Below are 14,367 nucleotides of genomic sequence, written 5' to 3'. Positions count from 1 at the left end.
CTGGACCTCGCTTGCGCTGGCCAGGCGCTCGCCCAGCTCTCACATGCGCAGCAGCCGCCTTGCCAGGCTACGGCCGGGCGCTGTGCTTGCCTGGTCGGCATTGCTGCCCAGGATGGGGCGACGCAGATGCGGCGGCGGCAGGCAGATCAGCACGCACGGCGTTTTCGCCAGTGCGGACTGCAGCGAGGAGCGCCAGACGCCGCGGCGGACGACGGCATCGTGTTCGACCACCAGCACATCGGCGCAGGCGCGTTTGAGCAGGCCGGCGATCTCGCGCCGCGGGTTGCCGACAGCCACGTGGATGCGCACGCGCAGGTCCTCGTCGGGCAGTTGCTGGACCAGGTCGCCGAGCCAGCTGGCGGCCGCGTCCTCGCCCAATGGCTTGTCGTGGAACAGGCTGTCCACCAGCAGGCCTTCGCTGATCTCCGGCACGACGTGCAGCAGGTGCAGGTCGGCGCCGCGGCGGCGTGCCAGGGCGGCGGCATCGCGCAGCGATTCCAGGCTGGTTTCACGGCCGGTGATCCAGCAGGCCACATGGCCGCCGACCGCCCCGTCGCGCGGGATCGCATCGGCATACGGCAGGGTCAACATGGGCGTGGCCACGCGCTGCAGCACGCGCGCGCGCAGCGAGACGTGCAGCGGGCGCGGCAGGCCGGTGCGTTCGGACGGCGGCATGATCAGCAGCGCGTCCTCGCGGCTGCGGCAGAACGAGACGATGCCGGCGGCGGCAGGGCCACCGGCGAGTGCGCGCTCGCAGCCCGGGTAGTTGGAGGCCTCGGCAAAGAAGGAATCCAGCGACTGCTGGGCCTGTGCGCGCTTGCCCTTGGCGTGCACGTGCAGGATGGTCAGGCGCGCGCGCAGGCGGTCCACCAGTTGCGCCACGGTCGGGATGGCGGCATGGCAGGTCTCGGAAAAATTGGTGGCGAAGATCAGCTGGGTGGGGGTGGTCTGCATAGCGGGCTCCGTGGTCAGTAGATGAAACCGTCGATGGCGCGCACCTCGCGCAATGGCACGCGCTGGCCCAGCATCTCGCGCAGGGTCAGTTCGATGCCGCGCGACAGCGCGGTCATCGGGGTGTCGTGCACGGTGTTCTCGAACGGGTCTTCGATGGCGCTGCTGGCGCTGTCGATGGCGATCAGGGTGAAGCTGATCAGCACCGAGGCGATCGGCATGGCCAGGCCCATGCCGGCGATCAGGCCCAGCGGCACCAGCCAGCAATACATGTTCACCAGCGTGCGCGGCAGCGAGGAGAACTGCCGTGGCAGCGGGGTGTTCTTGATGCGTTCGCAGGCGCCCTGGATATTGGCCAGCGTGGTGAGGTTGGCGTCCAGCGACGACCAGCGCAGGCTGTCGAGCATGCCCCAGTCGCGCGCCTGCTGCAGTTGCTGGCCCAGCCGCAGGGTCAGCGCGTTGGGGATGTTGGCGTAGCCGCGCAGCTCGTCGGCGCGTGCCTGGCCGAGCAGCCCGGCCAGCTCGGGAAACGGGTTCTGTCGGCGCAAATGGCAGCGCAGGGCGTGCACGAAGGCGACCTGGTGCACCACGATGTCGTCGCGCAGCGTGGCCTGGCGCGGGTCGGCCGGATCCACATCCAGCGCGGTCAGGGCCTGGCGTGCGATGGCGCGCGAGGTGTTCACCAGCGTGCCCCAGAGCTGGCGCGCTTCCCACCAGCGGCCATAGGCCGCATTGGCGCGGAACGCCAGGAAGATGGTGAGCGCCGAGCCAAGCTGGGCCAGCGGCAGGGCTTCGATCGACAGCCACTGCCAGCCGAAGAAGGTGTAGAGCACGGCCACCGCGCAGTCGAACGCCAGCAGTACCAGCAGGCGCTTGTAGGTCTTGGGCCAGATGCGTCGCAACGGAAACGTATCGCGGGTGATCATGGGAAGGGCAACATGGACGTGGGGTAGGGGCATTACACCCAGCCTCCACGGTCGTGTCTGCCATCCTTGCGCCAGCGTTGGACAGTGCACGCACCGTCCGAACGATGCAGACGGACTATCTTTCGATAGGGTGAAATCCGCAGGCCTGGCCACGATGCTGTGGCATCAACCACAGCGAGAGAGGAGCGGCATTGCAGCGCGAGTGCATGGAGTGGCAATGGACAGACTGAGACTGCCATTCAAGTGGCGCGGGCAGGTGGTCAAGCTCAATCGCGGCCCGACACTATGGGCGTCGCTGGCGATGCTGGCCTCGCTGGTGTGGGCGGAGTGGTACTCGCACCTGGGCGTATCGCTGGGGCTGCTCTACATCCTGCCGGTGGTACTGGCGGCCACGGTGCTGTCGCGGCGCGACATCGTCATCGCCGCGATTGCCTGTGCGGTGCTGCGCGGCCTGTTCGTGACCGACGAAACCCTGGTCGAACAGGCGCTGCGCTTCTTCATGGCGACGATCGCCTATGCCGGCTGCGGCTTGCTCGTGGCCGAAATCAGCCGCACCCGCCGGGTGATCCTGGCCCATTACGTGCAGCTGCGCGCCGAACAGCGATTGCGCCGGCGGCTGGAGCGGCAATTACGGCTGCTTGCCGAGAGCAGCCCGGCCGCCTTGCTGACGGTGGCCGGCGATGGCCGCATCGTGGCGGCCAACCGCGCCGCACACGAGATCCTGGACATGGCCGAGGAGGGTGGGCTGGAGGGCCGCGCGGTCCGCGAATTCCTGCCGCTGCTGGACGACGCCTTGAGCATGAGCGCCAACCTGGATGGCATGCGCACCTCGGCCAGCACCTGGGGCTGCCGTAGCGATGGCACCCGCTTCCCGGCCACCACCTGGTTCTCGGTCTACGAGGACAGTGAAGAGCGGCACCTGGCCGCGATCCTGGTCGACACCAGCGAAGAAGTGCGCGCGCGCGAATCGGCGCACTTCGACGATGTGCTCAAGAACAATCGCCTGCTGGCCGGCGCGGTGTCACACGAGATCCGCAACCTGTGTTCGGCGGCGGGCGTGGTCACCTCCAACCTGGCGCGGCATCCGGCCATTGGCGCAGATCCGGACCTGGCCGCGCTGCGCAGCCTGGTGGCGGCATTGATGGAACTGGCGTCCTTCAACCTGCGTCGGCAGCTGCCCGACGAGGCGCATGAAACCCGGCTGCAGACGCTGTGCAGCGAACTGGACGTGATCATCCGTTCGGACTGGGAGGACGTCGACGGCCAGCTGGTGATCCAGATCCCGGCCGAGTTCCCGTCGGTGCATGGCGACCGCCATGCGCTGCTGCAGGTGCTGCTCAACCTGGCACGCAATTCGTTGCGCGCGGTGCAGGCGCTGCCCCCGCAGCGCCGCCAGTTGATCGTCAGCGCACGCCTGGAACAGCAGCGTGCCGTGCTGAGCGTGCGCGACACCGGGCCGGGCATCGCCGAGCCGGGCCGCCTGTTCCAGCCGTTCCGCAGCGACAGCGACGGCTCCGGGCTTGGCCTGTACATCTCGCGTGCCCTGATGGCCAACCAGGGCGGTCTGCTGCGCCATGCGCCCGGCGGCGAAGGTGCCTGTTTCGAGCTGCATCTGCCGCTGGCGCATGCACCGTATGCGGAGGCGCTGGATGGATGAGTCGCGACGCGAACCGGTGCGGCTCTACCTGCTGGACGACCACACGCTGTTCCGCGAGGGCCTGCTGCGCCTGCTCGGTGCCGACGCCCGCTTCGAGGTGGTGGGGCAGTCCGGCACCTTGGCGCAGGCCATCGTCCAGATCGCGTCGCTGACGCCGGACGTGGTCATCCTCGACTACGACATGGGCGAGTACAACGCGCTGGACTACATGCGGCGCCAGGCCGAGCAGGCGCGCCGCCCGGCCACGCTGGTCGTCACCGCCGGCCTGCCCGAGCGCGACGCACTGGCCTTGATCCGGCTCGGCGTGTCCGGCATCTGCCGCAAGGATGTCTCCACCGACGAATTGATCGACAGCATCCATGCGGTGGCGATGGGCCGGGTGCTGATCGACCAGCGCTACCTGCAGTCGCTGGTTGCCCAGGGCACCCAGGAAAGCCGGCCCAGCTTCACCGACCGTGAGCGCGAAGTGCTGCGTGGCTTGTTGCGTGGGCAGTCCAACAAGTTGATCGCACGCCAATTGGGCAGTTCGGAGAGCGCCATCAAGGCGACGTTCCAGCAGCTGTTCAACAAGCTCGACGTGCGCTCGCGCAGCCAGTTGGTGATGGTGATCCTGCAGGATTATCGCGACCTGGTGTGAGGCGTCCTGTCGCTTTGAGCAATGCCGCGCGAGCGATGCAGATGAAGATACAGACGCTTAGCGATTGAAGCCAACGCAGTCGCAGTGGCACGGGAACGTATTGGCCCGTGCAACAGGGCAGCAGATGTGACGCCGGGCTACCACCCGGCAAGCACGCCAACCAGGATGCTGCGGGCGGTGTTGACCGCCAGCCGTGGGGCCTGGAGCCATCACACCGTGTCGGACTCATCTGCACGAGGCGTGGACGAAGCGCCGGTCATCATGCGCGCCTGATGGATTGAGGTGTTACATGGCGAAGCCGACGCTGTTCTTCCTGCATGCCCTCGGGTCCAGCAGCAACGAGTGGTCTGGGGTCATCCAGCAACTGGAGGCGCGTTTCGACTGTGTGGCACTGGATATTCCCGGTTTCGGGGACGCGCCGCCGCTACCGCATCTCGACACCGCCGCACTGGTTGCCTGGTTCGTCGACGAGGTGATTCGGCGGCAACCGACGTGCTGGCTCGCGATCGGACACAGCATGGGCGGAAAGATCGCCACTTTGGCAGCCGCGCAGGCACGCGAGGGCATGGCCGGGCTTGCCGGCCTGGCCGGCGTGATCCTGGTCGCCGCATCGCCGCCAGCGCCCGAGCCGATGGACGAGTCGCGCCGAAACACGATGCTGGCCTGGTTCGAGAAGGGCCACCCCTCGCGGCAGGAAGCGGAGCAGTTCATCGACGACAACTGTGCGGCGACGTTGCCAGCGCCGGTCAGGACTGCCGCTGTCGAGGATGTGCTGCGAACCAACGCCAACGCGTGGATCGCCTGGCTCGCACATGCCAGTCGTGAGGATTGCAGCGCACAGGCCGGCTGCATGCACGTGCCTGCGTTGATCATCGCCGGCAGTGACGACGGCGACCTCGGCGAAGCGGCGCAAACAGCATTGAACGCGCCGCACTATCACGATGCGCGCATCGCCGTGGTGGCCGATGCCGCGCACCTGATCCCGTACGAACAACCGCAAAATCTCGCGCAGCTGATCGCAGCGCACGCGGATCGCTGCGTGGGCATGCACCTGCCCGAGGACTTCATCACGCTGCTCAACGCAGACAGGGTCTCCCCACGCATGCGCAAGCTGCTGCTTAGTCGGCACGCGGGCCCGCCCGCCAGTGCGCAGGGTGTGCTGAGCCAGCATCAGCTGAAGCTTCTCGGCGCAGTGGTCGCGCGTGTCCTGGATGGGGCCGGCGATGCGCGCGCGATTGCACGGCGCATCGATGTCCAGCTTGCCGAAGGCGCCGGCGATGGTTGGCGCCATGCGGCGTTGCCACCGGACCGGCTTGCGGTGCCGCTGGGGCTCGACGCGCTCGACGCGCTGAGCAATGGCTTCGCTGGGTTACCTGCCGAGATCCAGGACCGCTGGCTGCACGCGGTGTCGCGCGCGACGGCCGGTGATCCCTCGGCACACGGGCTGGATGCAGCGCAGCTGGCGCACTGGTTCGAGGACATCCGCGCCGAAGCCGCGCGGACCTGGGTCAGCCTTCCCGCCACGATGGCGGCAATGGGATACGACGGCTTCGCGGTTGGCGGCGCTGGTATCGACAGCCCGGGCTATCAGCAGACCGCGGCCGACCGGCAGGAAGCCTGGCAGCTTCCTGCCAAGGGTCTTCGATGAGCCCCGACGCTTCGGTCGATGCCGTGGTGGTGGGGAGCGGGGCAGGGGGCGGCCCATTGGCTGCACGGCTCGCGCAGCGAGGTCTTTCGGTGGTGGTGCTGGAGGCGGGTGCGGCCTTCAGCCCTGCGTCCCATCTGCCCGATGAGCTGACGACCGGCATCTACTGGATGGAAGAGCGCCTCAGCGGTGGGCAGACGCCCACCGCATTCGGCGCCAACAATTCCGGGTCGGGCCTGGGCGGTTCGACCCTGCATTGGGGCGCCTTCTGCCCGCGTCCGGACAAGCGCGACCTGAGCCTGGCAACGCAGACCGGGCAGCGCGGTGTGGACTGGCCAATCGCGCATGAAGAGCTGCTCTCCTATATCCGCCGCGTCGAGGAGTTCATCGGCGTGTCCGGGCCGGCGCACTATCCCTGGGATCCGGAGCGCAGCTACGCGTATCCGCCGGCGCAGCGCAATGCGTCGGCCGGCGCGATGGAACGCGGTTGCCGCATGCTGGGCATCACCGCCACCGATGCGCCTGCCGCATTGGTGACCATGGCGCACGAGCAGCCGCACCACGGCAGGCGCGCGGCCTGCAACAACTGCGGCGCATGCCATCAGGGTTGCAGCAACGGCGCCAAGGTGAGTGTCGATACCACCTGGCTGCCGCTGGCGCGCGCGCACGGCGCGCAATTGCGACCCGATTGCCGGGTCATCGCTATCGAGCGTGACGCCCGTGGCATGGTCAGCGCGGTGGTTTACCAACAGCACGGGCGCGAACTGCGCCAGCGGTGCGCGAGCCTGTTCCTGTGCGCAGGCGGCGTGGAGACACCGCGCCTGCTGCTCAACCTGGGCCTGGCCAACTCCAGCGGCCAGGTGGGGCGCAATTTCATGGCGCATGTCGCCACCCAGGTGTGGGGGGAGTTCGATGCCGACATGCGCATGAACCGTGGCTACCCCTCGTCGCTGATCACCGAGGACATGCTGCGCCCGGCCAATGCCGATTTCGTCGGCGGCTATCTGGTGCAGAGCCTGGGCGTGCAGCCGATCACCCTGGCCAACACGCTGGCGCGTGGCGCGGGCCTGTGGGGGAGGGAACTCGTATCGACCATGGCACGCTACAACCGCCTGGCCGGCATCGGCATCAATGGCGAATGCCTGCCCCAAGATGCCAACCGGCTGAGCCTGTCCGACGAGCGCGATGCCTTCGGCCAGCGCAAGGCGCGTATCGACTTCAGCTACGGGCCCAACGAACGCGCACTCGATGCGCACGCCCGCGCATCGCTGCACGCAATCTGGGAGGCGGCAGGTGCCCAACGCATCTTCGCCGCCGCCCGCTCCGCGCACACGCTGGGCACCTGCCGGATGGGCACGGATCCGGAGCAGGCGGTAGTGAACCCGGACGGCCGCGCTTTCGATATCGCCAACCTCTACATCTGCGACAACTCGATTTTTCCAAGTGCACTGGCAGCCAATCCCGCGCTGACGCAGATGGCACTTGGCCTGCGCACGGCGGAGCGCTTTCTCGCCCGCTAGTGGCGCGCGTACCACCACCAACCCCTACCACCAGGAGTTCAGCATGGATCTCGGAATCAACAATCGGATCGCCCTCATCAGTGGCGGCGACTCGGGAATGGGCAAGGAAACCGCGCGGCAGCTGCTCGAAGCCGGCGTGCGCGTGGCAATCACCGATCTGCCCGACGGTACGCTCGACCAGGCAGTGGCCGAGCTGTCGGGCCTGGGGCAGATCATCGCCATCGAGGGCGATGTCACGCGCGAGCAGGACGTCACCGCCATCTGGACACAGGTGCGCGAACAACTGGGCGACCCCGACATCTATATCAACGCAGCAGGCGTGACCGGCGCAACCGGCGATTTCCTGGAGGTCAGCGATGCGGGCTGGCTCGAAACGCTGGACATCAACCTGATGGGCGCGGTGCGCATGTGTCGCCAGGCCATTCCCGCGATGCGCCGCAAGCAATGGGGCCGGATCGTGCTGTTCGCATCGGAAGACGCCGTGCAGCCCTACGTGGACGAACTGGCCTATTGCGCATCGAAGGCAGGCATCCTTAGCCTGGCCAAGGGCCTGTCCAAGGCCTATGGCCCGGACAACGTGCTGGTCAATACGGTGTCGCCCGCATTCATCGCCACCCCGATGACCGACAAGATGATGCAAAAGCGCGCCAGCGAAAACGGAACCACGTTCGAGCAGGCGATCGAATCGTTCCTGGACGAAGAGCGTCCCGGCATGGTGCTGAAGCGACGCGGCCGCGCGGAGGAAGTGGCCTCGGCCGTTGCCTTCCTGTGCTCCGAGCGCGCCAGCTTCATCAACGGCGCCGGGATCCGGGTGGATTCGGGGTCTGTCTTTACCATCGCGGGTTAAGGCGGGCGTCGTTCCGAGATGCGGTGAGCTACATAAGCTGCCGCATCCTTTCTTTGCACCCGGTAACAGGTGCCGATAGGTAAGCGCATGCGTAACCGGCTGCAGGAATACTGCAGCCGCGTTGCCCGGGAAACCAGCTCGTTTCAGCGGAGCGGGGCACCATGTTTGCGGCGAGGCATTATCTACAGGCGCTTGGCCACCACCTGCGGAACACGGCTGCTCAAAGCCCCCCGATACCCCTTCTCACGCCGTATCGCAGGCATTGCCTTCGGCAAGGCAGGATGCGCTACTTTCCGATTCCCGCTGCGGCACCGCCGTCACCGGCCGCTGCCAACGCTTTCGGCGCGAACCGATAACCCATCGAGCGCCAGGACGATGCGATGCCCAAGTCATAGCCATAGACCAGCGTGACGTGGATGGCCGACATGGCGGCCGCCTTCTTGTCGTTGGCGAGGACGACCTTGGCAATGTGCTCCGCCAACGCTTTGTCGTCGATGCGCCGTTCGGATAGGTTGACCTGCACAACCACAGATTCGACATTCGGCGTGCCGAACGCGGTATTGTGCACGACGCGCACGGACTGCACGCCCGGCTCGGCACTGACGGCTTCCTGGGCCGCCAGCAAGTCCTTGAAGTCGTCGCTCTGCGCAAGTTGCCCGGTAAACGCCGGTACCGCTGCGGCTGCGACCAGCAACACACCGACCACGACCAGGTGCACACGCCACACCGGCATCGGCCTGACGGCGGCGACCGGCGTCTGCGCGGTCACCACCGAACTTCCCACTGCAAGGTCGTGCAACGACCGGCGGCCGCGGCGATTGAACAGATACAGATAAAGGATCGAGAGCGTCCCACCGAAGATCAGCAGCGTCAACACATACTGCATTGGCGAGAGCAATACGTCGCTGTCGAACGGTGCGCCGTTGAGGAAGAACGGGACACCCAATACCGAGTAACGCAGCAGCGACTGCGGAAGCCGCAGCAGGGCACCGTCCCTGCCAGCCACGCGCACGCCGAGCAGGCGCTTACCCAGGGTCTGCCCTGTGCAAAGCGCGCTGTTCATGACACCGAAGTAAGTCAGTGCAACGAGGAATCCGAACAAACGCCCGTAACCGCCCATCCGCACGAACACATCCATCAACGCCCAGCCGGCCAACGCACCAGCCACGCCAAGCACCAGGCAATCGACCAAGAACGCACCAGACCGCCGCCAAAAACCCGCCGCGCCAGGCGCAGTATCAACTTCCATGTAGTTCCCCGTAAGTTGTTCTCCCGGGCGGGATGATGCCATGCTGCAGTCGAGGAGACCACGAGCCAGCAGCTTTAGCTGGTGATTCCCCCGCAATTGGTGGCAGATAAATTCTCCGTCTCCGCCAAAAACCGGGTCTGGCTAAGGAGTACGGCTTGGGGAAGGAACTACTGATTAGGAAGATTTATCGGGGGTAGGGAGAAAGCTCCGGAAGCTTGTGATCGGTGACTTTCGCCTCGACGGCCAAAACGAATTCGAGGTGCTAACTGCCTCTCATGGCTGATTAGCTTCGGAAGGGATCCGGGTCGATGAACTCGCGGTGCTACCATCGGCCGCAAGTACTGGCCCGATGCGTAGCCTGAAACGTCTCTAGGAGGAGTAAAAGAATGGGGAGCCCACAGGACGGCAGAGCGCCTATCGGGGTCGAAGTATTCTTGAACGGCAAGGCCAGCTGGCTGCGAGCGGCCGCCCGGGGGCTGGTTGAAAACCGACGCATGCCCACCGACGCGGAGATCGCCGCTCTGGCTGACCACTGCCTTCTGGAGGCGTCCAAGCAACTCGCCCAGACTGAGCCGCCGCTGGATCCGGGCGCCATCGCGGGAACTCCGAGCCGGGCCGGCCTGCGTCTCGAGCGCGTGTTCGACGTTCGAGGGGTCAACGCGCTTGGAGAACAGGCGAAGCTCGAGCTTGCCGACGCAGACTTGGCGATCGTGTATGGGCCCAATGGATCCGGGAAGTCCGGCTACGCACGCTTGATGAAGCACCTCTGCGGAGCACGGTTGGCGGGCACCATACACGGCAACGTGTTCGATCTCACGCCGGAGTCCCCATCAGCAAACATCGAAGTCCGGGCGCTTGAAACTCACGGGCCTGCGACCGACACGACCATCCTCAGTTGGGACTCGGCGAGAGGGCCTTTGGGCCCACTCAAAGCCGTGCCGGTCTTTGACTCGGCCACGTCCTTGGAGTTCGGCGACAGCGCGAGTGCGGCCACTCACACGCCCCGGTCAATGCAGTTTGTGGGCCGTCTCATCCAGATTTCCGATCAGGTGGCGGCGAACCTGCGCCAGCGTGCCGATCTATCGGTCACCCAGATGCCGGTGCTGCCGTCTGACCTCATCCAGTCGCCTGCAGCCAACGAACTTCGCCAGCTCCTCCGCAGCAAGACCCAACGGGCTGCCATTGAAGAAGTATGCATCCTATCCGACGAAGGGCGAGCGGAGCGCGCGACCCTGGAGGCCGCGTTGGCGCAGGCCAACCCCGCAGAGCTTCACGCCAAAGTGGTTGCCGAACTTGAACGTCTGGTGAAGCACAAGGCGGCCGCTGTCGACCGGGAGCATGCAACCGGCGACGAGAAGGCTGGCGAAATAGTGGCCGCTCAGCTCGACGCCGTAAACAAGCGGGCGGCTGCGACCGCACACGCGACGTCATTCTTCCAGGGGTTGCCGCTGGCCGGCATCGGAGAAGATACCTGGCGTCGGATGTGGGCGGCGGCCGAGGCGTATGCCCAAGCGTTCGCCTACCCCGATCATACCCACCCGAACACCGAAGAGGGCGCCCGCTGCGTGCTCTGTCAGCAGGAGCTCAATGGGGACGCCAAAGCGCGAATACAAGGGTTCGCGGATTTCATCCAAGATCAATTGCAGGCGGAAGCGACCGCCGCCGAGCTACGCGCCGTAATGCTGGTCCAAGCATTTCCGGGCATTCCCGATGCGCAGACCTGGTCAACGGTGAGTCAGGCCGTGGGGCTCGATCATCAGACAAGTGAAGCGCTTCGCTTGGCCGTCGCAGCCCGTTCAAGCGCGTTGAAGGTCGCTGTCCATGTCGCGAGCTTGCCTGTGGTCGACTGGGCGGAATGGCACGCTGCGCAAGCATCCAGGACGGTCGAGTTGGAAAAGCAACGCGACACATTGGCGGGACTGATCGACGTCGAAGGACGCAAACTAAACCAAGCACGGTTGCTCGAGCTAAGGGGCAGGGAGTGGTTAGCAGCCCACCGCGAACACGTCAGTGCAGAAGTTGAACGCCTTCGAGCGATCGAGGGAGTCGAAGCGGCCATCCGCTTGACGTCGACGAACGCGCTGACCACCAAGAATAACGAAATCGCCGGTGCAGAGCTGGCCAAGGGGTTCTGCGATCGCTTTAACGCAGAAATGTGGCGCCTAGGTGGGCGCGGGTTGCCCGTGGTCATGACCCATCAATCAAAGCAAGGGCCGTTTCACGTTCTGCGCCGAGTTGAGGGACCCGCAGCGTGCCATTCACAACCGCGAGGTATTGAGCGAGGGCGAGCAGCGTGTGGTCGCATTGGCTGCGTTCCTGGCCGATGCCACCGACAGCGATCGTTGCCTCCCGATCGTGTTCGATGACCCCATTTCGTCGCTCGATCAGCGTTTCGAGGAGGCAGTGGCGGATCGGATCGCGGAGCTCGCAGAGACACGCCAGGTGCTTGTGTTAACCCACCGGCTTTCACTGATGGTTCTGCTTAAAAATGCGGTCAAGAAACGAGCGGAGTTCCATGGTTCAACTGCCCGAGTTCAGGTCCCCTCCATTGCTAGAGACGGTCGTGCGGCAGGTGTTCCAGCCACGATTGACGCGTTCGCGATGAAGCCCAAAGAAGGCCTCGACAAAGTTGTACGTGATGCCAGATCAGCGGCGAACTTCGACGGCGAAATCAGACGGGCCGTGCTGAGAAACGCATGCAGCAACTTCCGGATCCTAGTTGAACGCTCTGTGGAGGAGCACCTCCTGTTCGGGATGGTCATGCGCTACCGCCGTGAAATCAAAACGATGGGGCATCTAAAGAAGCTTACCGCCATCCGAATTGAAGATTGCGAGCTCATAGATGGAATGATGAGCAAGTATTCGGCATTCGAACACTCGCAACCTATGGAGACTCCCGCTTGGTTGCCAGAGATCGAAGAACTCATCGCAGACGCTAGTTCGGTTCAGGCATGGATCAAGCCCTTCGAAGCGCGGGCGAAAGCAGCCGCAGAAGGAAGGTCCTCGACCACGTGATCCGCAGATGCACCTCACTCAGGATCGGCACTGTTCGGTCGGGTAAGTCCATCACATCGAACGATGATATCGGAGCTCTTTCCAATGTGCCTAGTCGCTACGTCTTCAAGGCGTGTTTGCTGGCAGAGGAAATCAACCTGCCTCTGACGTTTGAGCACGAGAGCGACGTCACCGGCGAGTAGGAGGTCTTGTACCTGGAACTGCTCCAGAAGATGGCGATCCCTTCGCACTTGCAGCGTTGACCTCTTCGGCACCGCGTTCATGCTTCTATCAAGCCATCCGCCTTGACCTACATTCCCTCGAATTCCTCAAACGATACTTCCTGAAGTCGTTTGACCGGCGCGACGCATGAGGCTTTCTTTGCCGTCGTGCTCGTCGTAGTAGACAAGCGCCCGGCCTTCGGGGCCGCCTTCCAGGCGCAGTCGGTTTGTCCCAGGGATGGGAACAATATTAAAGTTTAGCAACTCCACTATGGCTGGGATGCTGCCAACTTCCTGTCCCGCAATGGCGACGACAAAATTCGTTGTGATCAGCATCTCAAACTGCTTCGAGTAGTCGATGTCAACCCTGGGCTCGACTTCAATCGGGCCCGGCGTGATTGAAAGCTGATCACCACGCAGGAGCCGGAACGCGAAGCTGATGTCGTCCAGGTCGCGTTCGGTTAACTCGAAATCGTCTGGCAGCGAGAACTCGGATTGCAGGACTCGGGTCACCGCGTGGAGACGACCGAGGGCCCACGCCAAGCGGATGACGCCTTCGAAGTGATCGACAAATGCGGCCGGTAACGCGAGCATACCGTGCGCGTCCTCAGCTTGCATTTCGAGATGCGCCTCACGGTGCGAGAGCATCTGTTCCGCCCAAGCAGGAAGCGAGCTAAGTTCGTGGAACTGCCGTAGAGGACGGCCGGTCAAGACATTGGACCGAAGTCCAAACGAGATGTCGATATCTGAACAGGTGGGATACTGCTTGCCCGGCAGCATTGAAAAGTTGAGCAGGCTTTTCAAACGCTCGTTGCTGACAGCCCCATGTTGAAGGCCCTTGAATCGCTCTGCGGGCAGGGGCAACGCGAGCGCCGTGATGGACGGCTTGGCGCCCGGGTAGAGCAGCAGGTTCAAAGGTTCGGCGTTCAGCGGAGTCAGGGTCAGTTGACCGGCCAAGGGGCCTACCTTGTTGCCGTAGACGCTCTGACCGGTTAGGTGGAGATCTTTGACATCGACGGTTCTAGGAAGTCCTAAAGCAATGGCCTCCCGCAATCGGGTTTGATTTTCCGGGCCTTCACCCGCCCGGAAGGAGACGCGCAATTCGCGTGTCAGATCTTGTAGGGCGGGTTCCTCAACTCTCTGCAGGGAAGGAGCTGGTGTTTCGCTCGATGCCCGCGCCAACAGGTTCGTCAGTGTTTCACTTAAGTGGCCTAAGCCCGCTGTGTCTTCGATCTGCCGAGTAGCAGTGGCCAAGAAAGCACGATGCAAAAATTCCTCGAACCGTTCGCGGTCGGCCAGCAGCTGTCCGCGATCGAACTGGATCGATCGGTCGCCAATCCCGGACAGCAGTTCTTGATGAGTGGCGCACCACTGCTGGGCATCGAGCCAATAGAAATCGTTGTTGATCGCGCGGACCAGTACGACCGGATGACTGGCCTCTGCGTACTGCCGTAGTCGCTTCTTGGAGACCGGAGCCGACACCACCCCCAAAGTCTCCCGGGCCGTGCCCTTCACCTGCACAAAGAAGGATCGATCCTTGAATGGCTCGCCAGGGGTGACAAACAGGTCGTAACCGCGATCGATGCGGTGGATGCCAGGGTTCCACCCCCAGCGCATGAATAACGTCTTGACTTCGTCTTCGGCCAAGGCGCCGATGACTTGGGTGTCGGGTCTGTCCATAAATGTGAAGCACCTTGCTGGTTAGCTTCGAGTGTAGCGA

Annotated in this window: 11 protein-coding genes; 7 read left to right on the top strand and 4 right to left on the bottom strand. The window is 64.4% G+C overall.

The genetic code is table 11. From position 1 onward, the window contains the following. Positions 1-39: 39 nt before the first annotated feature. A complete protein-coding gene (locus EO170_RS13600) occupies positions 40-954 on the bottom strand; it encodes a universal stress protein (RefSeq protein WP_126945659.1) in 915 nt (304 codons plus the stop codon). A gap of 14 nt (positions 955-968) precedes the next feature. Further along, the gene (locus EO170_RS13595) at positions 969-1,877 is read right to left on the bottom strand and encodes a bestrophin family ion channel (RefSeq protein WP_126945656.1); all 909 of its coding nucleotides are present in this window, start codon (positions 1,875-1,877) and stop codon (positions 969-971) included. Between the two features lie 217 nt (positions 1,878-2,094). Here EO170_RS13595 and EO170_RS13590 point away from each other — a divergent pair, with 217 nt between their 5' ends. The 5 genes from EO170_RS13590 (at position 2,095) to EO170_RS13570 (ending at position 8,183) form a co-directional block, all read left to right on the top strand. Beyond that, complete coding sequence (locus tag EO170_RS13590; protein WP_104582610.1) at positions 2,095-3,534, top strand: PAS domain-containing sensor histidine kinase; 1,440 nt, start codon at positions 2,095-2,097, stop codon at positions 3,532-3,534. Continuing rightward, a complete protein-coding gene (locus EO170_RS13585; protein ID WP_104582609.1) occupies positions 3,527-4,171 on the top strand; it encodes a response regulator transcription factor in 645 nt (214 codons plus the stop codon). Before EO170_RS13590 ends, EO170_RS13585 begins: the two co-directional genes overlap by 8 nt. Before the next feature lie 289 nt (positions 4,172-4,460). Then, positions 4,461-5,819, top strand: coding sequence for an alpha/beta fold hydrolase (locus EO170_RS13580; RefSeq protein WP_126945653.1), 1,359 nt, complete (start codon positions 4,461-4,463; stop codon positions 5,817-5,819). Continuing rightward, the gene (locus EO170_RS13575) at positions 5,816-7,336 is read left to right on the top strand and encodes a GMC family oxidoreductase (RefSeq protein ID WP_126945650.1); all 1,521 of its coding nucleotides are present in this window, start codon (positions 5,816-5,818) and stop codon (positions 7,334-7,336) included. The genes EO170_RS13580 and EO170_RS13575 overlap by 4 nt, the downstream gene beginning before the upstream one ends. A gap of 43 nt (positions 7,337-7,379) precedes the next feature. Continuing rightward, on the top strand, positions 7,380-8,183 hold the full coding sequence (locus EO170_RS13570; protein ID WP_119131954.1) for an SDR family oxidoreductase: 804 nt from the start codon (positions 7,380-7,382) through the stop codon (positions 8,181-8,183). 286 nt (positions 8,184-8,469) lie between these two features. On the opposite strand, the gene EO170_RS13565 is transcribed toward EO170_RS13570, so the two are convergent. Beyond that, positions 8,470-9,432 carry an RDD family protein gene (locus tag EO170_RS13565; protein ID WP_126945647.1) on the bottom strand — a complete coding sequence of 321 codons (963 nt, stop codon included), beginning with the start codon at positions 9,430-9,432 and terminating at the stop codon, positions 8,470-8,472. Positions 9,433-9,866: 434 nt separating this feature from the next. Here EO170_RS13565 and EO170_RS13560 point away from each other — a divergent pair, with 434 nt between their 5' ends. Next, complete coding sequence (locus tag EO170_RS13560) at positions 9,867-11,798, top strand: hypothetical protein (RefSeq protein ID WP_241239442.1); 1,932 nt, start codon at positions 9,867-9,869, stop codon at positions 11,796-11,798. After that, positions 11,737-12,447: a hypothetical protein gene (locus EO170_RS21810; RefSeq protein WP_241239441.1), complete on the top strand. Its 711-nt coding sequence runs from the start codon at positions 11,737-11,739 to the stop codon at positions 12,445-12,447. Before EO170_RS13560 ends, EO170_RS21810 begins: the two co-directional genes overlap by 62 nt. A gap of 308 nt (positions 12,448-12,755) precedes the next feature. On the opposite strand, the gene EO170_RS13555 is transcribed toward EO170_RS21810, so the two are convergent. After that, positions 12,756-14,327 carry a DUF4365 domain-containing protein gene (locus EO170_RS13555; protein ID WP_126945644.1) on the bottom strand — a complete coding sequence of 524 codons (1,572 nt, stop codon included), beginning with the start codon at positions 14,325-14,327 and terminating at the stop codon, positions 12,756-12,758. Between the last annotated feature and the right edge of the window lie 40 nt (positions 14,328-14,367).

This window comes from Xanthomonas sp. BRIP62409 (assembly GCF_003992965.1).
GTDB lineage: Bacteria > Pseudomonadota > Gammaproteobacteria > Xanthomonadales > Xanthomonadaceae > Xanthomonas > Xanthomonas euroxanthea.
This window is presented reverse-complemented; position numbering and strand designations above follow the sequence as displayed.